The sequence below is a fragment of the Paenibacillus sepulcri genome (assembly GCF_042647105.1).
In the GTDB taxonomy this organism is placed as follows: Bacteria; Bacillota; Bacilli; order Paenibacillales; family Paenibacillaceae; genus Paenibacillus_Z; species Paenibacillus_Z sepulcri.
Map to the genome: position 1 here is coordinate 218,056 of NZ_JBHRUP010000001.1, position 23,390 is coordinate 241,445.

The window sequence follows — 23,390 nt, forward strand, 5'->3', positions numbered from 1 at the left end:
TTACGGATATAAGGTTGATCGAAATTATGTTTTATTCATCGAAGTAAACGTTAAACAGCCCCCACCATGCGGACATGATGAGGGCTGATGCTATCCAATCGCTGTTGTTTCAGTAAGCGGCAAGCTAAAGGCAGCGCCTGTGGCCGCGGAAGCAGCTTGTCAATTGCTTCGGAACCGCTTGGGTCCATCAAGGTTGCTGCATAATTAAATTCCTCCATTTAGCTCAATCAGGTTCCCGCCAGGGTCACGAAAGTAGGCGACACGGTGACCCCATTCAGGCGTGTCATGTGGTTCCTTAACAATTTCAACATCTCTGCTCTTTAATTGATCGTATACTGCGTCAACGTCATCCACTCTGAAGATGATGGCAACCTGATCATGGGCGCTGAATTCATGGGGCCTGCGCATGTCCTTGACGGGTTCGCTTCCCATCCGGGGCTCTAATGCGATATTGATGTCCCCCGTCCGAAACTCGGCATACGGAGTGTCTTCATTTCCATGGAGGACTTCAAGTCCAATGATGTCTCTGTAAAACAAAAAACACTCTCGAACATTCGGCACTAATAAGCGTACATGTGAAACTTTCAAGTTATTCCCTCCTAAGAACTTATTGTTCATGTCAGATACGTTCGGATAACACAAAACCTGAGCAGATTTCATTATCCCTCTTTACTGTCAGAATAACATGCCGCCGGAACAAGGATTTCTTATAGATTGCGGTGTTTTGATAGCCGCTATCCCGGCTGGTTTCATAAAAGAGTTGAAAGCCATCACGCACCTTCACACCACGCGCGGGGAGTCGCGCATGGTGCCGACATGACAGGGGGCTCGCTGACGATAAAATCCATCCACGCAGCATAACAGGTAAGGATGCGAATCTTCAGACTCTTGCTCAAACCGCCTCGCCGCCAAGCGTGGACGGGAACGAAACAGTATGAGAAAAGCCAGTCATATGGACGGCGCTCAACATGGCGGTCCTTAAGCCTGGACGGCAGCCGCCTGCTGCTCCGCCTCTGGCTGAGGCGTCAGCACTTCCCGCTTCATGAACCAGCAGATCAGGAAAGCGCCTGCGGCGAATACCGCTCCGATCAGGAACATCTCTTGAAACGCCTCCGCGAACACCGTCTTGATGCTCAGCACCAGATCGGCCGGCAAGCCTTGCGGGATGCCACCGTTCATGATGGAAGCCGCGGAACCGGCCGGGAATTGGTTCGACATTCCGGCAATACCGTCGTGAATATGGCGGGAGAGCATACTTCCGAAGATGCTGAAGCCGAGGGTCGCACCGAGCGATTGAAACAGCTGCACCGTTGCGACGCCTACGCCGGTATGCTCCTTGTCGACGGTCTCCTGCACGATCAGGTTGTCGCTTCCGAACAGGACGCCGATGCCAAGACCTAGAACGAAGAAGGCGACAAGGATATAGATGACGGTCGTTTCGACATCGATGCGCGAAAGAATGAGATATCCGGCGATCGGCAAAATAAAGGATACGATGAACAAATACTTATAAGCAACACGCGTGATGAGGAATCCGCACAGGACGCTCATTGGAATGGCGCCGGCCATGAAGGCGAGCGACAAGTAACCGGAAGCCGTCGGGGTCAGGCCCATGACGTTCTGCGCGAAGAACGGGAATCCCGACATGCCGCCCATAACGCCAAGCATCGTAACAAACACGATCAGCGACAGCACTACGACGGAACGGTTGCGGAACAGCTGCAGCGGAATGATCGGCTCCGCGGCTCTCGCTTCGATGCGGACAAACAACAGGATGAACAACGCGGATAGCACGAGCAGGCCGATCACGACGGGAGACGACCAGGAATAGCCTTTGACATCGATCAGAACCGGGGCGAACAGCAGCGACAAGATCGCGAATACGAGCGTCGTTGCGCCGGCCCAGTCGATATGCTTCTTCTCGGGGCTGACCGATTCGCGCAGCCCCTTGGCAACGAAGAATGCCGCAATGAGACCGACCGGAATGTTAATCAAAAAGATCCAGTGCCAATCAATATGGCTGACGAAATAACCGCCGATCGTCGGTCCGATCAGCTGCGGCAGGATCAGCATCGGCCCTACGAGGCTCTGTACCTTCGCGCGCTGTTCCAGCGGAAAGGAATCGCCGATGATAATCATCGCGAGCGGCATCAAGCCGCCGGCGCCAATCCCCTGCACGCATCTTCCGAGCAGCAGCATCGTCATGGATTGGGATAAACCGCAAATGATGGAACCGGCCATGAACATCGCAACGCACATGAGGTAAATTCGTTTGCGGCCGTACAGGTCGGCCAGCTTGCCGAAAATCGGCATGAAGACCGTAATGGACAGCATGTAAATACCGGCTACCCAGCCGAACAGCGACAAGCCGTGCAGTTCCCGGATAATCGTCGGCAGTGCGGTCGATACCGCCGTCTGGTCCAGCTCGGAGAAGACGAGACCGAGCAGCAGCCCGATCATGATAAAGCTTTTGTTCGTGGATTCATTAATCAATTGGATTTCACCGCTTTCTTCGATGTTAAGCTTACTTGAGGAGCAGCCGGATCATGAAATCAGGCGTGGGACGCCGATAGCCTTCCAGGTTATCGGAGCGTATATTCATCAACCCGGATAGCGTGCTCAAATACCACATACTCAGTTCGCCCGGGTCACCGTCGATGAACTCCCCGTTCTCCTGCCCTGACTTGATGATGGGTGCCAACGCGACTATCATCGCAAGAGGATCGTAATCTGACATCAGCTTCGCCACTTCGTCCGGTACGTCGCGGGCTGTCATCACCTGCTGCATCAGGATGAAGGCATGGTTGTCTTCCTGCAGAATTTCCTGGGCCATCATACGGATCTTGTCCGTAGGCGTACCCGGCATCGTTCCGACGAGCGCGAACGCTTCCTTGGCGCCTTCCACCGCAGATTCGACGAGCTCGGCCAGAATCTCATCCTTGGATTTGAAATACCGGTAGGACAGCCCGTCGCTGATTTTGGCTTCCTTGGCAATCATGCTCATTTTTGTACCGATCAAGCCGTGCTGGGCAAATACCTTCAGTGCCGCCTTCTTAATCTGTTCCCTGCGTTCGTCGCGAATATGTTCCGAATCGATGGTCATGCGCCTTCCTCCCCTTCATTTTAATTTGAGTGAATAATTCATTCATTCACTTTGTGAAATTATCTTATTCATTTTCGGGACCAATGTCAATCCTTTTTTTCGCGTAAACATATTTCAGATTGATTCGGTCGTTCCGCCTCTGGAAGCGCGCCCTGCTGATGATTTTCTTGTGCAGCCGCACCGTAGTCGGCAATTATGGATAACCGGCATCCAGGCAATAAATAGCCTGTCCGCCACCAGCTCGTTCGCATGCTTTCCCGAATGATGAATACATTTAAGTATTCGATAATCAGGAGGAACCAAGCTATGGCACAACCGGGGCAAACATTCATGAGAGGTACGCTGGTGTTATCTGTTGCTGCTTTTATCAACCGTATTCTCGGCTTTATCAGCGGCATGTATGTCGCTCGCGTATTGGGCGCGGAGGGAATCGGTCTCTTGATGATGGCACATCCTCTCGTGCCGCTCGTCATAACCATTACGGAGCTCGGCTTGCCGGTGGCGATATCAAAGCTGGTCGCGGAGGCCAGCGCCCGCAATGAGCGTGTGAAAGTAAGGCGCATCCTGCATGTCTCGCTCGCTGTCACCGGCGTCTTGAGCGTGGCGCTTACGACCATCTCGTTTCTGGGCTCCGAGTGGATCGCATCCATCCTGCTGAGCGACCAGCGCGCCTATTACGCGATGCTCGCGATCACGCCGATCGCGCCGATTGTCGCCGTCTCTGCGGTGCTGAAGGGATACTTCCGCGGCATGCAGGAGATGAAGACCATCGCCGCTTCCGATGTGCTGGAGCATACGGTTCAGATCGCCTGTGTACTGGCAATGGTGCATCTGCTGCTGCCCTATGGCATTGCGTATGCGGCTGCGGGCGCAATGGCCGCCTCTGTCGTCAGCGAAGCGATCAGCCTCTTATTCCTGATGACCAGCTACAAGCTATACGGTGAATCGAAGGCCAGGGGCGAGACCTGGGGAAGCCACCTGAAGCAAGGTAGAAGCACACTTTCCGAGCTGCTGAAGATCGGCCTGCCAACGACAGGCCATGGCGTTATTCAATCGCTATTCGGCGCATTCCAGCCGCTGCTCATTACAACAAGCCTGGCGATGGCCGGTATTGGCACGGTGCTCGCCACCAAGCAGTTCGGCATGTTGGCCGGATATGCCTTTCCGCTTCTGTTCATGCCGAGCTTTATTACGCAATCCCTGTCCACCGCGCTCGTACCGGCCATTGGCGAGGCAGCCGCGAACAAGAACGGTCTGCTTATTCATGAACGGATGAATCAGGCACTGGGCCTGGGACTTCTGATCGGTGCGCCGGCGACCGTTATTCTGTTTGAATGGGCAACTCCGCTCACGACGCTCGTCTATAATGCGCCGGAAGCGGGATTGCTGCTGAAAATTCTGGCGCCGATGTTTTTCCTGCATTATTTCGACGCACCGCTGCATGCGATCCTGCTCGGACTTGGCCGTGCGAATGCAACGCTGTGGAATTTCGTCGTAGCCACCGTATTCAAGGCAGTCTCCATTTTCGTATTCGGCAGCCAATTCGGCATCATTGGCGTCACATACGGCATCGGTATCGGCATCATCATGCAAACGCTGCTGAACTTTTTATCGATTTCAAGCTCGATCGGATTTTATTGGAGCATCCAACCCTATATCAAGGCTGGCCTCTCCATGGTGCTGATGGCGTTATGCGGGCGCTGGACCTTCGACTATCTGACCCTCCAGGAGCTGCCGCTGTTATGGAGCGTAATAGGCTCAATTGCCGCTTCTTTGCTTCTTTACTTCGCTGCGCTCTTGTTGATGGATACGTTGAAGTGGAAATACACGCGGGGTACGATTTCGATACCGCGGTAAGCGGTTTGTAACATGGCAAGGTACGGTGTTGGAAGGAGCGGGAGTCTCAAGCTGCGGCGTGATTCCCGTCCCCCTCTTCCGGTTCTCGCATCCATTTCCCGTCTATTCAAAAAACCTCCATTCACTAAGAACAGAAAAGCGGCCTGCTCAAAGAAAATGCTAATGAGTGCCGCCAGGAATGCACTTCGAAACCCGCTCGGCGAGGCCGGCGACAGTACGTCCGAAGATCAGGTCATCCTTGAGCGCTCTGGCAAGAATTAAACCTCCCTGGATCCCGCCAACCGCCTCCTCCGATACAATCGCGGCGGTTTCGCGCGTGGTTCCCGCCCGTACTAGAGCTGCACACAAGGCGTCGATCCATCTTTTGAAATATTGACAAATGACCGCGTCGAAGCGGTCTCTGGTCTCGTCAAGGGCAAAAGCGCCCACCAGACAAATCCGCTTTCCAGAATTAAAATACGTTTCAACCTCCTGCCACATTTCTGAAATAGCCTGCTGAGGATCATGTTGTTCGAGAGGCTCAAACACCTTGCTTACGAACCAAGCATCAACATGCGCAAGAATCTCGGCTGCCATTTCCTCCTTCCCCCCCGGAAAGAAGTAATACAGGCTTCCTTTCGAAAGGCCGGTTCTTGCCGTGATTTTGCTCATGGATGCGCCCTCGTAACCGAGCTCCCGAAAAACCTCGGCAATAAGCGGAACGACATCGGTCTTCTCGAAAACGGTACGAGTCATAGATTATTCCCCTCTTTATTCGAATTGTTCCAGTATAGACTGATCGGTTTAGAGATGCAAGTGTTCCAATCGCCCATCCCCCAACGGATCTTCCGCTATATCCAACGGCAGAAAATTTAAACAGTTGCTTTTTATAAACCGATCGGTCTATACTAGGACAATCATATTATTTAAGGAGTGATTGTATGGCTGCTCTTGTACCGCCATTCACGCGGGGAACCGCGATGGCTAAAGTTCGCTTGGCTGAAGATGGCTGGAACAGCCGGGATCCGGAGCGTGTGTCAATGGCTTATTCGGAAGATAGCCGCTGGCGGAATCGCGCCCAGTTTCCTGTCGGCCGGGCCGAGATCGTCGCGTTTCTCACACAAAAGTGGAACAGGGAGCTGGAATACCGGCTGATCAAAGAGCTTTGGGCGTTCACCGATGATCGAATCGCGGTCAGATTCGCGTACGAATGGCATGACGAGAGCGGACAATGGTTCCGCTCCTACGGGAACGAGAATTGGGAGTTCGATGCTCACGGTCTGATGAAGCGAAGATTTGCGTCGATCAATGATTTGCCCATTCAAGAATCTGAACGAAAATTTCACTGGCCTCTCGGCCGCCGGCCTGAGGGGCATCCCGGTCTCTCCGATCTTGGCCTATGACACACCGGGCGGTAGAGGTATCCATGACTTGTATGTCAAATCAATCTGGTTTGTCACGTTCGGCCAAATGCAGGAATCGGTATTAAAAAAAAGCTTGCCTCCTCCACAGGATGCAAGCTTTTTGCCCGAATTTCTTTTTCAGAGAAAATGAATCTACTTCTTGCTATCCTTCCTGCTGATCGAAATCCAATCCGCCAGTTGTCGGATATCTGACTCTGAAGCGCAGCGTAAAGTAAATTTGGCAGCTCCTCTTCCGGCAGCAAGAGCGATTTTCAAATTCGCAAGCTTTCTTTGTTCCTGAAACGGCGTCTGCGACATTTGAACCCATTGAATGCGGCGTTTCGGTATAAGCGCCTGATGGAGCGAGAAACCTCCATATCGAACCGCAATTTGCCCGTTAGCGGCCGACCAACCCATCTGTCTGTAAGCCATTTGCTCCGTCAGCAGGATTACGGCCGGAAGCAGGAGCGTTAGCCAGCCAAGACTTCCCGGAATCCAAATGATCGCCGGAACGGCAGCAATCAAGCAGCAAAGCACCGGCGTAAAAACAAAATAGCGCCATGCCCTCGGCTGAAGTCCCCTCCATGCTTCCGGCAGCGTAAAAGATGGAATAAACCTGTTCAATACATCGGCGGCTTCTCCGCTTCGAACAATCGGGAATATGAGGATCGATTTCTCCTGTTTCTCGGTTTTACCTGCTACTACCGCCCGGATACTCACCCATCCGAATGGCCGGTGAAGCCAATGCCGGACCAGATGAACCGCCTGAATGCGGTCAAGCGGTATCGTCAAGTGCTTTCTTTCCAATAGACCCCGTTCTATGGTCAGCTTGTCATTGCTCAATTCCAATTGAAACCCGTAATCTCTGAGAAAGGTCACCGTCACCGCGAGTAACCAGGATACGACAATCAACAGACCCAGGCTTAAGGACACCGTAATCCATCCGGAATCCAGCCAATCCGGAAAACTCTCCCACAGCTTGAGTGATTTCATTATATCTTCTCCATACTTGAACAGGAGAATGATCAGGATAATGAATACATACCCGATCATGCCGGATGTCGCGCTATGAACGAGGAGCCTCTGGAATGAGAAAATCATCTTCTGATCCCCGGACGGATCATGTACGGATGCCGTACCAGCTGCAGCCGGGATATTCAAATCAGTTTCCTTCCGGTCAGGAACAGAATCAGGATGCACGAGCGGCGGCGCGGCCGCAAATCCCAGCGATTCCTGAATGCGGCGCGCCTCTGCTGCCGATATGGAGCTGAGCACCGCTTCCGGCTTTTCGCCGCCTGCCGTCTCCACCTGCAATCGGACCAGCCCCATAACGCGGTCGTAGATGCTTTCCGTCGTGTCGATCGACTGGATCCGGTCCCGGGTAATCCATGTTTTCTTTTTCACCCAAATGCCCTGCTCGATATAGATGGCCCGATGCTCAATTCGATACTTAAAGCGCAGCCAACGCTGCCAGCTGAATAAAGTCAGCAGCAATAACACGAACACGATTAGCCATACCGATAACCAAAACCGGTTAACCGACTCTCCTAACAAAGTGGGCGCAGATACCACAATAATTGGAATGACTGGCAGGAGCCCATATAATTCCTTCAGGATTTTGGCGACAAAATAGAGCATGGCTGCCGGATGTAGTCTCTTGTAATCATGGGTTCCATGACGGTCAGATTTCTTCATCGATAAGCCTCGCTAACGTGGCGATTTGTCTGTGCACTTGTTCCGCCGTACTCTCCGTCAATGCTGGTATCTCGTGGCTTCCTGCCGCTGTGGAAAATGTGAGGGTCGTAAGGCCGTAATGCTTCAGGATCGGCCCCTGCTTGGCATCGATATGCTGGATACGGACCATCGGAATCAGCGTTCGTTTCCGAAAAAAAAACCGTGCCAGAGCTCAATTTCGTGCTCGCTTATCAGATACCGCCACGACCTGTACCTCATGCGGGGCAGCAAAACGATTTCAAAAGGAATGGAAACGACCGTCCAGGCAGCTGCGGCGATGACAATCCACAGGGTCCAATCAAAACGGATAGTCAGCCCTGACAATACCGCAATAATGACAACATAAATGGAAATCGTTATCCAGCCTTCAAGCCTTCTTGCTTGAATTACCTTGGGATCAATCCGTAACATGGCGGAATCAGGATTCATATTGCCCCCTTGTGCTTTTTTTTGATTATTCCTCTTCCTCAAGACCAGTCTAATCAGGCTGCCGGCGGGTAGCCAAATCAAAGAGAGTGGCCATTTCCAGTGTATACGCTTCGATATCGAACGCCGGATCGGCCAGCAACGAACCCGCACGGTCGATTGCATTTCGAATCGTCATCGCCATTACCCGGGCTCCGAATTCCGAAAACGCTCTGAAGCTCCCTTCTTCCTGTCCCCACCGTATTATCGCTTCCAACGGAACAAGAATCGCATCATTTGCGGGCTTTGCATAAAGCAGCTTCCCATCCTCCGTTCTCGCGTTCCATACAATTTCCATTACTGCCGCAACATGCTGTTTATGGGCTCCGATGAATGCCAGGTTCGTCTCGATATAGCTCCGCAGCATGCTTGCCGGAGTCGTTTCCTCTGCAATCCTGGACATAAAGGCTGCTCCGTCAACATACAATGCGGTCACTATATGATGCATAAGCTCTTCTTTGCTGGAGAAATGATAGGAAACAACTCCCTTGCTGATGCCGGCACGTTTGGCGATTTGTCCGATGGATGCCTGCGCAAACCCGCGTTCAGCAATCGTTTCAATCGCGCATTCCATAATTTGGGCTCTTCGAGCCTTTTCGATAAAGGACTCTTTACTATGACCGGTCGAAATGTTTTTTGTTTCCATGGCTATACTTTAGTACGGTCGTACTAAATTTGCAATGGGTTCTGTTCCTCTCCAGCCAGAAAAACCTCCTGGACCTTGAACCGCCAATTCCGGTTGGCGGTCATTTTTTATAATAATGACAAGACTTGTCACTATTGCGAGCTACAATTGGATTCAAGCCCGGCATACACGGGCTGGCGGACAAAAACGTAAAAGGAGACATTCATGATGATTTCGCATCAAACAATCGGCATTAGAAAATTTTTCAAATCAGGTGGTATGAAGCTTTCCTATCTTGATTTTGGTGGAGAGGGTCAAAAAATACTGCTGCTGCTGCATGGACATATGGGAAATGCCCGGGAATTTTCCACACTGGCATCCAGATTCGACGATTGGCGGGTAGTCGCCCTGGACCAGCGCGGCCATGGCTGGAGCGAGCACCCCGCTGACAAAGATTACTCAAGAGAAAGCTATGCAGCGGATATCTATAACCTGATTCACCAGGAACTGGGCGGAACGCCTGTAACCCTGCTCGGTCATTCGCTGGGCGGAGTTAACGCTTATCAGTTTGCTGCCCTGTATCCTGAACTGGTCCATGCAGTTGTTGTAGAGGACATCGGCGTCGAATTAAAGCATGATATATCTTTTGTAGTTAAGCTCCCGGAGCGTTCCGCTTCGCTGCAGCAGCTGAGAGAAGCACTTGTCCGTACAGGATTCAGGGCAGTCGATTACTTTTCCGAGAGTGCGTTTGAGGATGAATCAGGCTGGGGATTCCGCTTTGATATTAAGGGGATGGCCATCTCGACCCAAAGCATGAATGGAATTTGGTGGGAGGATTGGCTGGCTTCCACTTGTCCTATTTTGCTCGTCCATGGTAAAAAAAGCTGGGCTCTCCGACTGGAAGAAGCGGAGCGCATGGTGTCACGAAGACCTCATACCAGGCTGGAGGTTTTTGAAGAATGCGGTCATGGTGTCCACTCTGATGACGTCAATGGTTTTTATCAGGCCGTAAAGAATTTTTTGGACGAGCTGCGCCTGGAATGAAACAAATAAAAATATACTTGATGTTAGCCGGTTTTGCGGTCTTCACGGGACCCTCTTTTAATCTTGCGAAGTATGCGGTAGGCTATTTTTCTCCATTCGCCGCCGCCGCATGGCGCTTTGGGTTTGCCGCTGCGGCCTTGCTGATAATTTTAATCGTTACGGAAGGTATTGATAAACGTCAGATAAAGCGCAATGCCCTCTGGTATATCGTGCTTGGGGTTGTTGGAATTTTTGGATTCAGCACTTTATTTTTTGTGGGGCTCCAGTATACATCGTCTGTCAATGGTGCGCTTATTATGGCGCTGAATCCTTTACTGACCACTATTTTAGCCCGGATTATTTTAAAAGACAGGATTACCAAAAAACAGGCGGCCGGTATATGCCTGGCATTTATTGGTGTATTGTTAGTCGTTGTGAACGGATCAGCCGATACGATCAAGACGTTGTCGTTTTCAATCGGAGATGTAATCATTTTTGGCGGAAACTTGTGCTGGACCTTTTACGGCGTATTTGGACGTCGACATATTCAGGATGGAAGTCCCTTATCCACAACCACGTATACGATGATCATTGGCGCTGTATGTTTAATCGCGGTTTCTCTGTTCACGACTGGCCCTGTAACGCTGCCTGACATTCCGGTCAGGGCTTGGGGAGCAATCTTATTTATGGCCTTTTTCACCAGCGTATTGGGCTATCTGTGGTGGAACAAAGGGATGAAGGAAATCGGGGCAAGCAAAACATCTCTATTTTTCAATCTCGTCCCTGTCGTAACCATGATTGTTTCGTTTGCTGCTGGCATTTCTGTATCCGTTATCCAAATATCAGGCGCAGTTTTGGTGATACTCGGGGTACTGACGGCTTCAGGGGTATTTCATAAGCAGCGGCATCCACAGACATGAAAGGAATGTCCGGAGATGGACTGCCGCTGCCACCATTTCACGATCACGCTTCCGGACTATTCCGGATGTTCGAGGCGCACATTCACCCATGCCGGACGTTTTTCTCCAGGCTGAAGCGTAATGCAATTGTTATATCGGAGGCAATCGTCGATGTCCGAGAACCTGGAGCTGGAGGGCTCCAGAGCCACCGTATACATGTCGTTGTCATTTTGCGACCAGTAGCGCAGGCAGGGAAATGTGTCGCTGTCCCATTGGAGCCGCAGTAAAAAAGGCAGATTCGGATTGTAAATCCCTGCCTCCCCGTGCGTAAACCCAAACAAAGGCATATAACAGCTTTCGCCGCCGGGTTCCCGGGCATCGACCTTCAAGAGGTTTTTCCGCTTGCCGCCAGCCAGTGTAACGGAGGTTGTCTCCTCCTCGAACGATTCGATCGGTTCTTCCCTGTTTTGTTCATAGCGCCTCATATTAAATGCCCTGCTGCCTTCCGGAAGAAGCAGCTGCGAGCCTTCGTCGACCAGCGGACTGCCAAATGCCGGATGATGGGTCCAGATAAAATGAACCAATTCCCCGCTGATATTCGTGATCTCTTCGGCTATGTACAGCTCGGGCTCTCCGGTTCTTATGCGGAATGTCTTCTCTATCGACAGGGGGGTATAAGGCAGAGACACCCAGCAGCGCAGTGAAATCTCTCCCTCTTGCCGCTTGATCTCATAGTCCCATGGAATCCCGCAGGATTCCCCTTCCCGCTGATGGCCGACTTCCCGATTGCCGAAACGGGCCCGATTCGGAATGATGTCCTGCCAACCGCCCGGATACGGATCCGCGTAGTGAACGAGCCTGTCCTTTCGCAGATCTCTCCCGCGCAGCGGCTCCAATCCGGGTCCGGTTCTCATCAGCAGGCTGATATTCAGCGGCTTATAAATGAGCTCCCAGATATCCGTTCCCTTGCCGACAAGGATGACGGCTTTCAACCATTCATTTTCCAGACGGACCGCTTGAATGCCCGTGATAATCTCTTCTGAAGCTTCGCAGGCTCCCCGCATGATGACCATGCCTCCATTCCGCTCACATCATGTCTGGCTGCCGCAGAACGGCGACACCGTAACCTTCCAGAGCGATTCGTCCATCGCTCAGACTGCGCTGACCAATCAAGTCAAACCAAGGCTCCCTATTCGCTGTTCCCATATCAATCTCTGCAGGAGCGGCATTGTGATTCAGTACAAACCAATAGCGGATGCCATCCTGCTCGCGTACGGTAATTTCCACACCGAGCGGCGCATCCAGGCTCAGTGATTCGACCCCATGGGCGGAGCTGATGTCCAGAAGCAGCTCTCTCAGGAAGGCTTCCCCGGGATGAGTCGCCACATAATAGGCTTCGCCTTTCCCGTATCTATGACGGGTCACGGCAGGCATCCCGGCATGATAATCCTCCCGGAACAGCGCCAGCGCCTCGGCGCCGCGCAGATGGACCACTTCCGCCCATTTCGCAGCTTCGTACGACTCCGGCACGACCGAGCCTGTCTGCGCTCTCCCGTCATTCCAAGCGATCCTGTTGGACATTTCCGGCTCGAACGCATCCCATTCCTCAATGGAAATTCCGAATACATCCTGAATCGCAGGAAGCCTCCATTTTCAACCACGTCGCATCCATTCACCATTCCGCTCATATAGCTCATCACCAGCTTGCCGCCGCGCTCCACGAACCTGCGCAGCTGCTCCGGCACGCCCGCTTCGAACATGTACAGCATGGGCGCAACAACGATCTCATAGCTGTTCAGATCGGCCAGCGGATGCACCACATCGACAGGAATATTCGCCTCGTAGAGCGGCCGGTAGAAGGCTGTCACTGTCTCGCGGTAAGCAATGTCGAGACTGGCTTTGTTCCAATCGACCAGCCACGTAAGCGTCATATCGAACAGCACGGCGGTTCTTGCCCGGATGCTGCCTTGTCCGATATCTCCCATCGCTTGCAGCTCACGCCCCAATCGATTGACTTCCCGGTATATACGGTTTTCCGTTTCCGTTCCGTGACTGACCAGGGAGCTGTGGAACTTCTCCACCCCGCCGCGGCTCTGACGAATCTGGAAGAACATAACCGCCTCTGCCCCCCGTGCAAGCGCCTGATAGCTCTGCAAACGCATCATTCCGGGGCGCTTCGCCGGATTATAGGCTTTCCAGTTGACGCTGCCTGTCGCCTGCTCCATCAGCATGAACGGCTTCCTTTTCATGCTGCGGAAATAATCATGCTGGAAGGCCGCCCATACCGCATGATCCTTGTGCGGCGGATACGAATCCCAGGCGATCACATCCAGATGAGGCGCCCACTGATGATGAATCTGCCCTTGAAAGTCAAGGGAGTAAAAGTTCGTCGTCACGGGGATCTCCGGCGTGATCCGGACGATCTCTTCTTTCTCTGCCAGAAAGTTGTTCAGGCTGCTGTCCGAGAGGAAGCGCTGATAATCCAGACTGTGGCTTGTATGGGCCATCCCCCCGAGCGGAGGCGTGATTTGCTGCCAATCCGTCCGCTGCAGGCTCCATTGACTGAGCTGCCATGCCTCGTTAAGCCGCTCCAGCGATCCGTACCTGATCTGGAGCCACTCCCGGAAACGTGCAGCGCAGTTCCCGCAGTAGCAGTGGATAATATATTCGTTGTTGATATGCCACAGAATCAGATTGCTTCGGCGTCCATACCGCTCCGCCAAGGCAGCGGCCATTTTGCGTATTTCCCTGTTGTACAAGGGATGATTGGGGCAATAGGCCTGCCGGCTCCAGTGCACCGCTCTCATGCCGTCCTCGCCGACCTTCAGCATAGTCGGCTCTTTCTGGAACATCCAGGCGGGCGGGGCCGCCGTCGGCGTAGCTAATACGATATCGATTCCGCTCCGCTCCAGCGAGTCGAAGACGGCATCCAGGAGGCTGAAATCGTAACGCTCCTCCTCCGGCTGAATCATCCCCCAGCCGAAAACATTAAGCGTGACGGTGTTGACGCCCGCCTCCGTCATCAGACGCACATCACGTTCCAGCATTTCTGCCGGCCACTGCTCGGGATTATAATCTCCGCCGAATCTCAGGCGAAGCTTTGATTTGTTAGTGTCCATCCGCAATCTCCCCTATGAAAAGCGTTCATCCAGTGGCAACAGCCTGCCGGATACCCGCCGCTAAAATGTAAATCCTGGTTTAATGCCGTCTTGAAATTATTCTCCTCTCCAGAATCAACATTAGTTTTTCCCGTCAGGTCTGTATAGTTTTAAGAATGGAAAAAAGTTCTGAAACCGCAGGAAACTCAGTTCTCAATCAGGAAATCGGGTGCGCAAAGCGGAAATGCCGGCATTTTCGTGGGATTTCGAGTAAATACGTGCGGTCGGGGAGAGTGCCAGTCATAGACGGCTGCAGTATGGGGGGACAAAAAAACGGCAGACCAGGACGATAAAAGTCCCGGTCTGCCGCCTCTATTTAAACAATCGTTTGTACGGTATCAGCCCATTTCCATCATTGGAGCCGTTGTTCCGGCACCTTCCACTTTCGGACGTTTGAGCGTAGTAGCCAGCAGCAGGCCGACTAATGCAAGCCCAGCCAGAATCAGATAGGTGTAATGAAAAGCATGTGTCGTGGCATCCGGCATTTGCTTTTCTCCTGCAGCAACATAATGAGTCGTACGGCTTACAATAATTGTCGTAAGACCTGCGACGGAGAAGGATGTCACTACTTGCTGGGCTGCGCTGGTCAGGGAAGTAACCCGGCTGACCAGCTTTTGCGGCGCAGATTGGATCAGATGCGTGTTAAGTGCAAGAAACGACAGCCCCATCCCCATTCCAATTAACGCGCGGGGAATCAGGAATGACCAGGCGCTCTCGGTCGGATCAATGTTGGACACCAGATATGCGCCCAAGGTGACAAAAGCTAACCCGATAATAACGAGCGGACGCGCTCCGATGCGGTCATATAACCGCCCTCCGATCGGCATGAATATACCGGCTGCGATTGCCTGAGGAAGCGTCCATATGCCCGCATGGAAGGCACTCATCCCCATTAATAGCTGCATAAAGTAAGGCACGGTGAAAATCATTCCAAACATGACGAACTGCAGCACCCATTGAACCAGAATTCCACGGGTGAATAAGGATGAACGGAAAACTCTGAGCTCCAGCAGAGGTTCTTTTTTTCTGGTCAATTCAATGTAGATGAACAGCAGAAGGGAAACGACCCCTACCGCTAAACCGATAATGGTTTTGGCAGACGTCCAGCTGGTGCCTCCTTCGCTCAATCCGTAGGAAAGACCTACGAAGGCCAGCGGCCCAAAAATAATCCCCAGCATATCCAGCGAGCTTGAGGATTGCTTCGGGAACTTCGGCAGCAGGATCATCGTCAGAATCAATCCAACAATTCCGACAGGTACGTTAATCAGGAATATCCATTCCCATTTTACATAATCGACGAGGTAACCGGACAGGATGGGACCCAGTGCAGGTGCAAGCAGAATCGGAATCCCCATCATCCCCATAATGGCTCCTACTTTCTCTGGAGGACTGAGCTTGTAGGTCATTGCAAATGCGATCGGTGTGACCATGCCGCCCCCCAGGCCTTGCAGAATCCGGAAGAAAACCAGTTGATCCGAAGTCGTAGCGAATGCGCACAGCACGGAGCCGAGTGTGAACAAAACGAGGGAAATCATAAAGATAAGCTTCGCTCCAAAACGATCCATCATCCAGCCGGACAATGGAATTACAGCTGCCTGCGCGAGGGCATAGCCCGTTACAGTCCACTGGATGACTGCCAATGAACTGTGGAAATCCTCCACCAGTACGGGAATGGCCACATTAACCGCAGTACTGTCCAAAATAACCATAAAAATGCCAATAATAATCGCTATCAACGGTCCTACCAGCTCACGAACAGACTTCACGGGGGTAATGGCTGCTGTTTCTTCGGACATATACAGGAAATCCTCCTCATGACGCTTCTTTGTTTTAAATACTTAATCACATTAACTACTAGCAAATCCATATTGATCATTGCGGCAATGTCCATATTCTTATCATTTCCGGTTAAGCCTATACGGACATGCCTAGGAGACTAGCATCAGTCTTTGTTCATGAAGCTGTCTTCGAAATACTTGCCCAACATAACGGTCAGCGTATCGAATGCCCGATCATAGTCAAAATCGGGGTCCACAATTCTTTGCATGCCCAATCCGTCAAAAACGGAATACATAATCGATGCCACTGCCGATGCGTCTTCCTGGGATAGATGGGTGAACGTCCCGACTATGGAGCCGATCAACATCCGCTTTGTCTGAAGCATTTCCTTTAAAATTGCCGATGTATTGCCCTCACGAAGGCCGATCGCATACAGCTCGTAGCGAAGACGATACCAATTCGGATCTTTCTTCGCGTTCTTTTTGACTTCCTTCAGAATTTTCATCAGGGCATCTATAGTTAACGGCTGATCGGATAATCTCGCCAATTGATTGAAGGAATCACAGTATTTCATGGTTTCGCGGCGGAACACTTCCTCAAATAGCAGATCCTTGCTGGGAAAATAGTAATTGATCAGCCCCTGGGCAACACCGGCGCAGCGCGAAATTTCTTTGGTGGATGCCCGGTCGTAACCATTCTCCGATAACACCTTGTAGGCAGCGACTATTATTTTCTCTCGCTTATCTGGCTCTGACATAGCACTCTCCTTCGTTACATGTGATGAATTTGAATGAACGATCAAACAAATGATAACATGTAATGATGGGAAGCGCAATTTCTGTTTTCACATTTTCGGATCCGACATTCATATCTGTGACGTTATTGCAACAAAAATCTCTTGATTGTATTTCGGGTATAAGATTACATCACTTGTCTGGTGATGTAATCTTGTGCCCGTCTCAATTCATTACGCAGTGAACATATGCTCTTGTTATGACTGCATATGTTGAATGACTTTTAATTGGCTGGAAATAGTACCAAGATGGATCGCTTCATGGAAGAATGCAAAATTATAAAGCTCTCCGGCGGTTTCAAACCGGAACGGCCCCATTTCGAAAGGCGGCTTCAGCAGCTCGTCCAGTTCCCCTGGAGATATCTCGGATATTCTGTGAAGCTGAACGGACAAGTGGTCAATCAGCTCCTCTTTGGATGGCGGCGACAAGGTCCAATCCGAAGGTTGTGTTCCGGAATTAAAGAGAATTTTGATGCTTTCCGGAATTTGCGATGCAGCTCCAAGACCAAGCGTTGAATAGGTGTCCATCCAATATACGATATGTCCGGCATTCCATCTGATGGTGTTGTTGAACCCTTCCGGTTGGACATCGAACAGCTCCTCGGGGATTCCCTGGACCTGCCCGATAACCAGCTGCCGCAAAATCTTGCCTGTGTGAAGAATGGACTGTGTCATGATAAAATTCCTCCCGTTCATATGGTGGGTATTGGTTGTATTTGCAGGATCATCGTAGCCCGGGATCCACTGCCAGAACCATACTTTTCACTGCCATGCGGTGCCAAATTCACTGAAATTCAAGGATTTTCAAGTGAAAAAGGCAACTATAAACCATTTTATGGCGGATTTATTTATGTATATCCAATTCCCTCGTGCCTGAGAAAAATAAACAAGACCCTTTGATTACAAGAGGCCTTGGAGGTGATTTACAGTATATTGGGCATGCAGCGCTATCTGTATTTCGCCATAATTTCGGAGAGCTGCTCTTTCATGACATCAATCAGCTCGGGCGGGTTCTCGACCGTGGCCGCAGTTCCCAGACCGATAAAGAACCTTGCAAAAAACAAAAGGTCATTCTTGGAAATCGGGTCGTCCAGCCATCCCGTACCATCCTCGCGGATATGCAGCTCGAGGCGCCTGCCCAATTCCGTTTCGCATCTCTGAACCCCCTCTTTGCTCAGCTCCACATGAAGACGGGCCGGCATCGGTTCCTGCTGAATGTACGACATCCAATTACCAAGATGGACATGCCGAAGATCAAGCGGATTAACCCCGGTGGGATCATAGTTGGCTGAATGAATCCGGTCGCATCGGAATAACCGGAAATCGCAGCGGAGAAAACAATAAGCCGGGCAGTACCATAACCCATTGCTGGCATATACGCCAACCGGCTGGATTTGACGGCATGACTCCCCTTCCCGCGAATCATACTCGATGCGAAGGACTTTCTGCCGGATGGCTCCATCCAGCAAAATCAACAAATGCGGGGACTCCAGATGCCTCGTCGGCGTTACAAAATCGATCCGGTTCTTCATTTGGTCAATGCGATCCCTCACATCCCCGGACATATACAAATAAAACTTGTTCAGAGCGGAAGAGGATTCCGTCTCGAAAGGCGTGTATAAGTAGTGACGCAGGGCGTGACTGGCAAAAAAGATAGCTACAGCCTCCTCCTCGGTAAACGCGATTGGAGGTAAAATTCTTTCCTTCAATACCTGGTATCCGCCGTGAGGTCCCACCTCGGAATATAACGGAACTCCAAGCTCGCTCAATTCCTGCAAGTCCCTCAATATGGTCCTGGCGGACACCCCAAACTCTTGAGCGAGCTCCTTGACAGTAAACTTCCGCTTCCGGTTGACGGTCATCATTAACTCCATAAGCCGTTTCGATTTGGACATGGTTATCTGCTCCAGCTCCATCATTCATATAATCATGACAATCTATGTCACTATTATAAGCCGCAATTCAAGACAAAGCCAGCTCTGCTGCCAGGGTCAAAGATTGGGTGCTTTCTCACCTGCCGGGAACACCAGCTTGAGCAGCGGCGGCGTAATTAGCGTCGTCAAAATCACCACCATTACGACGGAAGTAAAATACTCCGGCAGCAGCAGACCGGATTCCAGGCCGGCAGCAGCTATGATTAATGCCACCTCTCCCCTCGAAATCATTCCCGTGCCTATCGCAAGCGAGGACCGCGTGTTAAACCCTGTAATACGTGCACCCAATCCCCCACCCGCCAGCTTCGTCAAGGCGGCTACAACAGTAACAACAAGGATAAATATAATTTGACCGCCAAGACCTGCAAAGGTAATATTCAAGCCAATACTGACGAAGAATACGGGAACAAACAACGTATAGGCAATCGGTTCGACCTTTGCTTCCACAGCATGCCTGAATTTGGTTTGCGAAACGGCAATTCCGGCTGCAAAAGCACCAATGATTCCTGCAACCCCCATCAGCTCGGCAAAATAGGAAAAGCCGAAGCAGATCACAAGGGCAGCGCTCATCACAGCCTCGCTGACTCGAAAAGGAGCCAGGAAACGCATAAACAGAGGAACGATAAACCATCCCGCAAATAGGACGATCACAAAAAACAGAAGCTTTTTGGTGAACATAAAGGCAAGGGAGCTATCATCGGCAGTTCCGAGCAGGCTCATCATGACCGCAAGCAGAACAACGACAATCACATCATCGACAACGGCAGCTCCCAGAATCGTAGTTCCTTCTCTTGAGTTCAACTGATTCATCTCTTTCAAGGTCTGGACGGAAATGCTGACAGAAGTCGCGCAAAGCAGCATACCCAGAAACAGTGAATGGGTATTCGACAATCCCATGGCGGCTGCAACGCCATATCCCCCGATAAACGGTAAAATAATGCCTCCAACTGCGACAGCAAACGATGCCTTCCAGTTCTTCCTCAATTGATCCAGATCGGTCTCAAGCCCTGCGATAAACATGAGCAGCAGCACGCCGATTTCAGAAAAATGAGAAATAAATTCATCTGCATGCACCCACCCGAGGACCGCCGGCCCCAGCACAATGCCCGCAAGGAGCTTGCCCAATACAGCAGGTTGACCCAGCCGGACCGACAGATCGCCCGCCACTTTAGTCGATAAAATAATCAACGCCAAGTACAAAATAAACTCCATTCTCCAATCACACCTCTCAAAGCTAGTCTAACCATCAAATCCGGTTTTACAAATCCAGGATGAGGACGAGAACGACAAAAAGAGAGCCTGCATGATACAGGCTCTCATCCATAAAACACAGAAAGAGCCCGTAAGTGACAGGCTCCTCCAAGTCGTTCGTATTCAATTAGCTTCCTACATTGTACACGTTCATATGGACAGCCGCAACTTCTTTTTAACGGATCGCCATTAAAAACCGCTCTTATATTTACGTTGACTGGATGAGCTGTTTTTGGTTTTGTCCTTGTCCTTCTCATCCTGCTGCTCGATATTCAGGTCTTCGAGGGGAATCGGATCCACATTGCGCTCACTCTGAAAACGGTCAAACAAGCTTTCCTTCTCCGTTGGGAACTGCTCCGGATTATCCCGGCCCGGCTGATTGTTATGCTTGAGCTTCTGTTCTTCAATCGCTTTTTTGTCCGCTTCTGTGTTTTCCATTGCCTCTCACCTCGTTTAAGGGTATATATTCCTTTACCTTAAAAAGAGGTGATCCAAACCCGAATATATTTAATGGGATTAAACAACTACTCGTTCAACCGCTGCCGCATCATATCGGCCAGCTCCTCGGTGTTATCCCAGACGAAAGGCTGAAAATGATTGAACATCCCTGCCGGCAGGTTCACAGCATCCCTGCTCTGTACGGTCCAAATGACGGGGATTTGCAAGCCCAGTGCCAATCCGGCTGCGAAATACACCTCTGGCGACTGGCCCGTCAGATCGGCCACAACCAGCTTGCTCTCCGTAATGTTCCTGACATGATAATCGGAGGATTCGCTATCCTGGGCATCGTCGCCAAGCAGTGGGGAATACCCGCATTCTTCAATCCGGGGAAATACCTGCTCCGCCCAATCCGCCCGGTTCACAGTATCATGATCCAGGTATACGAGGCAGGACTTTAATCGTTTCCCGCCCGATAATGCTTCCGCCTTGCTCCATCCTTCCGTTGTCAGCTTGAAGGTCGTCCCGATCCGCTCGATCAGCAGCTCATCCTTCAATCTTTCGATGATGTACACGAGCTCCTGCAAATTAAGCGAATACGTTAAATTGTAGCTGTCCGACAGCCGGTGGATGACAACCGGCTGCAGAGGGCTTTCGGAATGCCTGTACAGGTACTGCAGCAGGCGATCTGCCTTATCTTCTATCGTTACCGGGATCAGCGGTGATTGTTCGATTTTTTCCAAATCCTCGAAAGACAAGGCAACCGCCCCGCCCACATCTGTGGTTTCCCGTATGTAAGCGGACATAATCGGGAACATCTGGCGCTTGACCGCATAGGACAGCGCATGAAATTGCTCATAGCTGTCTTTAGAGAGGCTATAGGAATCGCCTGGAGCGCATGAGCAGTTGGCAAAGCGTTCATATTCGCCGATGAACTGCACATGAACAATTTGATCGCAAAATAAACAACGTTTCATATCCATGGTCATAAACCACCCCTTCCATTTACCTTTCGCACAGTGTAACGGAAAAATGGGGGTTTGGGCGATTAAGCTTTTCTCATGAAATTAGGGCGCCTCTCATTAAGTATAATTATACCAGTGATAACAGGGTCTATTTGCGCTCATCTCTGCCAGATAATGACAGCTGCCAGATTAATTGGCCGCCAGCGGGCGGATTACCGTATTCGTAAACAACCATTTGCCTGCCTGGAATTTCCTGACCAAGCACATGAATGGAAGCTTCGCCTGCTTCGCTTTCCAGCAATCCGCGGAATCCAGCTTCGAGGGATCATTTATAATCGCATGACGAGGCTCTGCCTTCGATTGCCCGGCGAATAATCCGGGAGCGGACAGTCCCTGGGCAACCTGCACATAATCCGTTATAGCCCGCCCAATATTGGGTTCGGGCGAGCTCACAGCTTTCTTCCACCACAGCGTAATCTCCAGAGAAATCCACATATACCGCATCCGCAGATTCCTTTTGCCTCCATGCATCGTAATGCAGAAGCTCCCCGCTTCAATTGAGGATCAATTAATCCATTTCATAAATCGATCCGGAGCGGCTTGCAAAAAACTCGGCATAGACCTTCTCGGCGTAGGCATCGGTCATTCCGGAAATATAGTCGGCGACCATTCGCTCCCATGACCATTTCCCCTTCTGCTGCTGGTAGCTCTCCAGCCAATCCGGGGGCATGATGAGCCGCCCGGTTTCCTCGATTTTGAAGCTGTCCCATAAGCGTTTAATCATGATCTCACTTCGTTTATGCAGACGCTGGACACGAAAATCCTTGATCAAGGTAACCCAGGCCAGTTTCTTGAGTATTTCCATTGTACGCAGCAGCTCCAAATCCTTCTCGCCCTCGCGTACAAACGTAACGCGCTTCCAGCCTGTGGCAGGATCGTCGATAATCCCGACCTGATTGGCAAACCTTCTCACCCAGCGGGCTTTCATCTCCCGTCTTGTACGGGAGGGCTCTCGGTTGCATTCAATATATATCGTCTCCCACTGCTGGACATATTGGCTGAGCACCTGCTTCACCATCTTTTTCATATCGACCTTTTCCCAGCTCATGACTCCGTTCCCGGGATCGTCCACGATCTCTGCGATGACATGCTCGATCAGCCAATCGTCCTCGAACAAATGGCGGTTCATCTGGATTTTCCCTGCACGGATGCCATCCTCGATATCATGTGTGGAATAGGCAATATCATCGCATAAATCCATCAGCTGCGCTTCCAGAGTCGCTTCTCCTTCGGGCATTTGCCACATCTGCCTGAGATAACGAATCCCTTCCCACTCCATACTGTAAACGCCCTTGAGCCGACCTGGATCATCGAGACTGAACGGATATTTATTGGTAGCCAGCAGTACAGCCGCCGTCAGATCCAGGCCGCTCTCGCTTCCCGCACGCTTCTCCAGAAACATCAAAATCCGGAAATTCTGCGCATTTCCTTCATAGCTCAAGCCGCATTCCTTCGTGAGAAGCAAATTCAGCACTTCTTCTCCCTTATGACCGAATGGAGGATGGCCCAGATCATGCGCCAGCGCCGCGCATTCCACCACCTCGGGATCCAGCATTAACCCCGGATGCTCCCTCTTGGCGATCCAGGAATAGCTTTTTCCCAGCCGCCTTGCCACTTCACGGGCTATTTGCGATACCTCCAGCGAATGCGTCAGGCGAGTACGGTAATAATCTCCCGACCCTGCACCGAATACCTGCGATTTTCCCTGCAATCTTCGAAAAGCAGGCGACTGGATCAGCCTGGCGTAATCCTTCTCATACTCATCCCGATCTTCATTGGAATGGATATTCTCAGAATCGTTCAGTCTCAATTTGCGTACGTTCATATCCATCCCCCCAATACTCCTTGCCGATCTTGATAATTTATGATAACAAACCTTACATAGTCAAACAAGCCGACACCCGGCGGTCCGGATATCGGCTTA

At 51.2% G+C, this 23,390-nt stretch carries 23 protein-coding genes and 1 pseudogene; 4 read left to right on the top strand and 20 right to left on the bottom strand.

Annotation, left to right across the window (positions count from 1 at the left end; genetic code table 11):
* Positions 1 to 204: 204 nt before the first annotated feature.
* The 3 genes from ACFOLF_RS00930 to ACFOLF_RS00940 form a co-directional block, all read right to left on the bottom strand.
* A complete protein-coding gene (locus ACFOLF_RS00930) occupies positions 205 to 588 on the bottom strand; it encodes a VOC family protein (RefSeq protein ID WP_210040810.1) in 384 nt (127 codons plus the stop codon).
* A 390-nt stretch (positions 589 to 978) separates the two neighbouring features.
* Positions 979 to 2,493, bottom strand: a complete 1,515-nt coding sequence (locus ACFOLF_RS00935; RefSeq protein ID WP_379113827.1) for an MDR family MFS transporter — start codon at positions 2,491 to 2,493, stop codon at positions 979 to 981.
* 31 nt (positions 2,494 to 2,524) lie between these two features.
* Positions 2,525 to 3,103 carry a TetR/AcrR family transcriptional regulator gene (locus tag ACFOLF_RS00940; RefSeq protein WP_210040808.1) on the bottom strand — a complete coding sequence of 193 codons (579 nt, stop codon included), beginning with the start codon at positions 3,101 to 3,103 and terminating at the stop codon, positions 2,525 to 2,527.
* A 306-nt stretch (positions 3,104 to 3,409) separates the two neighbouring features.
* Here ACFOLF_RS00940 and spoVB point away from each other — a divergent pair, with 306 nt between their 5' ends.
* Positions 3,410 to 4,960 carry a stage V sporulation protein B gene (gene spoVB / locus ACFOLF_RS00945; RefSeq protein ID WP_210040806.1) on the top strand — a complete coding sequence of 517 codons (1,551 nt, stop codon included), beginning with the start codon at positions 3,410 to 3,412 and terminating at the stop codon, positions 4,958 to 4,960.
* A 159-nt stretch (positions 4,961 to 5,119) separates the two neighbouring features.
* Here spoVB and ACFOLF_RS00950 read toward each other — a convergent pair whose 3' ends face one another.
* A complete protein-coding gene (locus tag ACFOLF_RS00950) occupies positions 5,120 to 5,695 on the bottom strand; it encodes a TetR/AcrR family transcriptional regulator (RefSeq protein WP_210040804.1) in 576 nt (191 codons plus the stop codon).
* Positions 5,696 to 5,880: 185 nt separating this feature from the next.
* On the opposite strand from ACFOLF_RS00950, the gene ACFOLF_RS00955 reads away from it, so the two are divergent.
* Positions 5,881 to 6,342, top strand: a complete 462-nt coding sequence (locus ACFOLF_RS00955) for a nuclear transport factor 2 family protein (RefSeq protein ID WP_210040802.1) — start codon at positions 5,881 to 5,883, stop codon at positions 6,340 to 6,342.
* Positions 6,343 to 6,495: 153 nt separating this feature from the next.
* Here the strand turns inward: ACFOLF_RS00955 and ACFOLF_RS00960 are convergent, their stop codons facing one another.
* The 4 genes from ACFOLF_RS00960 to ACFOLF_RS00975 are packed head-to-tail and all read right to left on the bottom strand — an operon-like array spanning position 6,496 to position 9,115.
* A complete protein-coding gene (locus ACFOLF_RS00960; RefSeq protein WP_210040800.1) occupies positions 6,496 to 8,037 on the bottom strand; it encodes a PH domain-containing protein in 1,542 nt (513 codons plus the stop codon).
* Positions 8,024 to 8,206 carry a PH domain-containing protein gene (locus ACFOLF_RS00965; RefSeq protein ID WP_379219385.1) on the bottom strand — a complete coding sequence of 61 codons (183 nt, stop codon included), beginning with the start codon at positions 8,204 to 8,206 and terminating at the stop codon, positions 8,024 to 8,026. Before ACFOLF_RS00965 ends, ACFOLF_RS00960 begins: the two co-directional genes overlap by 14 nt.
* Before the next feature lie 5 nt (positions 8,207 to 8,211).
* Positions 8,212 to 8,505: a hypothetical protein gene (locus tag ACFOLF_RS00970; RefSeq protein ID WP_379219387.1), complete on the bottom strand. Its 294-nt coding sequence runs from the start codon at positions 8,503 to 8,505 to the stop codon at positions 8,212 to 8,214.
* A gap of 49 nt (positions 8,506 to 8,554) precedes the next feature.
* Positions 8,555 to 9,115, bottom strand: a complete 561-nt coding sequence (locus tag ACFOLF_RS00975) for a TetR/AcrR family transcriptional regulator (RefSeq protein WP_379113831.1) — start codon at positions 9,113 to 9,115, stop codon at positions 8,555 to 8,557.
* A 279-nt stretch (positions 9,116 to 9,394) separates the two neighbouring features.
* Between ACFOLF_RS00975 and ACFOLF_RS00980 the strand changes: the two genes are divergently transcribed.
* On the top strand, positions 9,395 to 10,210 hold the full coding sequence (locus ACFOLF_RS00980; RefSeq protein WP_210041030.1) for an alpha/beta fold hydrolase: 816 nt from the start codon (positions 9,395 to 9,397) through the stop codon (positions 10,208 to 10,210).
* Entirely contained in the window at positions 10,207 to 11,109 is a 903-nt protein-coding gene (locus ACFOLF_RS00985) for a DMT family transporter (RefSeq protein WP_210040797.1), read from the top strand. Before ACFOLF_RS00980 ends, ACFOLF_RS00985 begins: the two co-directional genes overlap by 4 nt.
* A 56-nt stretch (positions 11,110 to 11,165) precedes the next feature.
* On the opposite strand, the gene ACFOLF_RS00990 is transcribed toward ACFOLF_RS00985, so the two are convergent.
* The 12 genes and pseudogenes from ACFOLF_RS00990 to ACFOLF_RS01045 all read right to left on the bottom strand — a co-directional run bounded on the left by ACFOLF_RS00990 (position 11,166) and on the right by ACFOLF_RS01045 (position 23,291).
* Positions 11,166 to 12,161 (bottom strand): DUF4432 family protein, encoded by a 996-nt coding sequence (locus ACFOLF_RS00990; protein ID WP_210040795.1) that lies wholly within the window; start codon positions 12,159 to 12,161, stop codon positions 11,166 to 11,168.
* Positions 12,162 to 12,174: 13 nt separating this feature from the next.
* The gene (locus ACFOLF_RS00995; protein ID WP_379113833.1) at positions 12,175 to 12,669 is read right to left on the bottom strand and encodes a beta-galactosidase trimerization domain-containing protein; all 495 of its coding nucleotides are present in this window, start codon (positions 12,667 to 12,669) and stop codon (positions 12,175 to 12,177) included.
* A gap of 71 nt (positions 12,670 to 12,740) precedes the next feature.
* Positions 12,741 to 14,207: pseudogene (locus ACFOLF_RS01000) on the bottom strand (beta-galactosidase); the annotation flags it as partial.
* A gap of 377 nt (positions 14,208 to 14,584) precedes the next feature.
* Positions 14,585 to 16,042, bottom strand: coding sequence for a DHA2 family efflux MFS transporter permease subunit (locus ACFOLF_RS01005; RefSeq protein WP_210040789.1), 1,458 nt, complete (start codon positions 16,040 to 16,042; stop codon positions 14,585 to 14,587).
* Positions 16,043 to 16,188: 146 nt separating this feature from the next.
* The gene (locus tag ACFOLF_RS01010; protein ID WP_210040787.1) at positions 16,189 to 16,782 is read right to left on the bottom strand and encodes a TetR/AcrR family transcriptional regulator; all 594 of its coding nucleotides are present in this window, start codon (positions 16,780 to 16,782) and stop codon (positions 16,189 to 16,191) included.
* Between the two features lie 234 nt (positions 16,783 to 17,016).
* Positions 17,017 to 17,493 carry a DinB family protein gene (locus tag ACFOLF_RS01015; protein ID WP_210040785.1) on the bottom strand — a complete coding sequence of 159 codons (477 nt, stop codon included), beginning with the start codon at positions 17,491 to 17,493 and terminating at the stop codon, positions 17,017 to 17,019.
* Positions 17,494 to 17,765: 272 nt separating this feature from the next.
* Positions 17,766 to 18,713 carry a helix-turn-helix transcriptional regulator gene (locus ACFOLF_RS01020; protein WP_210040783.1) on the bottom strand — a complete coding sequence of 316 codons (948 nt, stop codon included), beginning with the start codon at positions 18,711 to 18,713 and terminating at the stop codon, positions 17,766 to 17,768.
* 96 nt (positions 18,714 to 18,809) lie between these two features.
* Positions 18,810 to 19,964, bottom strand: a complete 1,155-nt coding sequence (locus ACFOLF_RS01025) for a cation:proton antiporter (protein WP_210040781.1) — start codon at positions 19,962 to 19,964, stop codon at positions 18,810 to 18,812.
* Between the two features lie 228 nt (positions 19,965 to 20,192).
* Entirely contained in the window at positions 20,193 to 20,441 is a 249-nt protein-coding gene (locus ACFOLF_RS01030) for a hypothetical protein (protein ID WP_210040778.1), read from the bottom strand.
* A gap of 86 nt (positions 20,442 to 20,527) precedes the next feature.
* Positions 20,528 to 21,424, bottom strand: coding sequence for a hypothetical protein (locus tag ACFOLF_RS01035; RefSeq protein WP_210040776.1), 897 nt, complete (start codon positions 21,422 to 21,424; stop codon positions 20,528 to 20,530).
* Between the two features lie 171 nt (positions 21,425 to 21,595).
* On the bottom strand, positions 21,596 to 21,937 hold the full coding sequence (locus ACFOLF_RS01040; protein ID WP_210040774.1) for a hypothetical protein: 342 nt from the start codon (positions 21,935 to 21,937) through the stop codon (positions 21,596 to 21,598).
* Between the two features lie 37 nt (positions 21,938 to 21,974).
* Positions 21,975 to 23,291: a deoxyguanosinetriphosphate triphosphohydrolase family protein gene (locus tag ACFOLF_RS01045; protein ID WP_210040772.1), complete on the bottom strand. Its 1,317-nt coding sequence runs from the start codon at positions 23,289 to 23,291 to the stop codon at positions 21,975 to 21,977.
* Between the last annotated feature and the right edge of the window lie 99 nt (positions 23,292 to 23,390).

Coding starts and splice junctions, on each gene's coding strand:
- ACFOLF_RS00940 (WP_210040808.1), bottom strand. CDS start 3,103: ATGACCATCGATTCGGAACATATTCGCGACGAACGCAGGGAACAGATT.
- spoVB (WP_210040806.1), top strand. CDS start 3,410: ATGGCACAACCGGGGCAAACATTCATGAGAGGTACGCTGGTGTTATCT.
- ACFOLF_RS00950 (WP_210040804.1), bottom strand. CDS start 5,695: ATGACTCGTACCGTTTTCGAGAAGACCGATGTCGTTCCGCTTATTGCC.
- ACFOLF_RS00955 (WP_210040802.1), top strand. CDS start 5,881: ATGGCTGCTCTTGTACCGCCATTCACGCGGGGAACCGCGATGGCTAAA.
- ACFOLF_RS00960 (WP_210040800.1), bottom strand. CDS start 8,037: ATGAAGAAATCTGACCGTCATGGAACCCATGATTACAAGAGACTACAT.
- ACFOLF_RS00965 (WP_379219385.1), bottom strand. CDS start 8,206: ATGGTCCGTATCCAGCATATCGATGCCAAGCAGGGGCCGATCCTGAAG.
- ACFOLF_RS00970 (WP_379219387.1), bottom strand. CDS start 8,505: ATGAATCCTGATTCCGCCATGTTACGGATTGATCCCAAGGTAATTCAA.
- ACFOLF_RS00975 (WP_379113831.1), bottom strand. CDS start 9,115: ATGGAATGCGCGATTGAAACGATTGCTGAACGCGGGTTTGCGCAGGCA.
- ACFOLF_RS00980 (WP_210041030.1), top strand. CDS start 9,395: ATGATTTCGCATCAAACAATCGGCATTAGAAAATTTTTCAAATCAGGT.
- ACFOLF_RS00985 (WP_210040797.1), top strand. CDS start 10,207: ATGAAACAAATAAAAATATACTTGATGTTAGCCGGTTTTGCGGTCTTC.
- ACFOLF_RS00990 (WP_210040795.1), bottom strand. CDS start 12,161: ATGGTCATCATGCGGGGAGCCTGCGAAGCTTCAGAAGAGATTATCACG.
- ACFOLF_RS00995 (WP_379113833.1), bottom strand. CDS start 12,669: ATGTCCAACAGGATCGCTTGGAATGACGGGAGAGCGCAGACAGGCTCG.
- ACFOLF_RS01005 (WP_210040789.1), bottom strand. CDS start 16,042: ATGTCCGAAGAAACAGCAGCCATTACCCCCGTGAAGTCTGTTCGTGAG.
- ACFOLF_RS01010 (WP_210040787.1), bottom strand. CDS start 16,782: ATGTCAGAGCCAGATAAGCGAGAGAAAATAATAGTCGCTGCCTACAAG.
- ACFOLF_RS01015 (WP_210040785.1), bottom strand. CDS start 17,493: ATGACACAGTCCATTCTTCACACAGGCAAGATTTTGCGGCAGCTGGTT.
- ACFOLF_RS01020 (WP_210040783.1), bottom strand. CDS start 18,713: ATGTCCAAATCGAAACGGCTTATGGAGTTAATGATGACCGTCAACCGG.
- ACFOLF_RS01025 (WP_210040781.1), bottom strand. CDS start 19,964: ATGGAGTTTATTTTGTACTTGGCGTTGATTATTTTATCGACTAAAGTG.
- ACFOLF_RS01030 (WP_210040778.1), bottom strand. CDS start 20,441: ATGGAAAACACAGAAGCGGACAAAAAAGCGATTGAAGAACAGAAGCTC.
- ACFOLF_RS01035 (WP_210040776.1), bottom strand. CDS start 21,424: ATGGATATGAAACGTTGTTTATTTTGCGATCAAATTGTTCATGTGCAG.
- ACFOLF_RS01040 (WP_210040774.1), bottom strand. CDS start 21,937: ATGCATGGAGGCAAAAGGAATCTGCGGATGCGGTATATGTGGATTTCT.
- ACFOLF_RS01045 (WP_210040772.1), bottom strand. CDS start 23,291: ATGAACGTACGCAAATTGAGACTGAACGATTCTGAGAATATCCATTCC.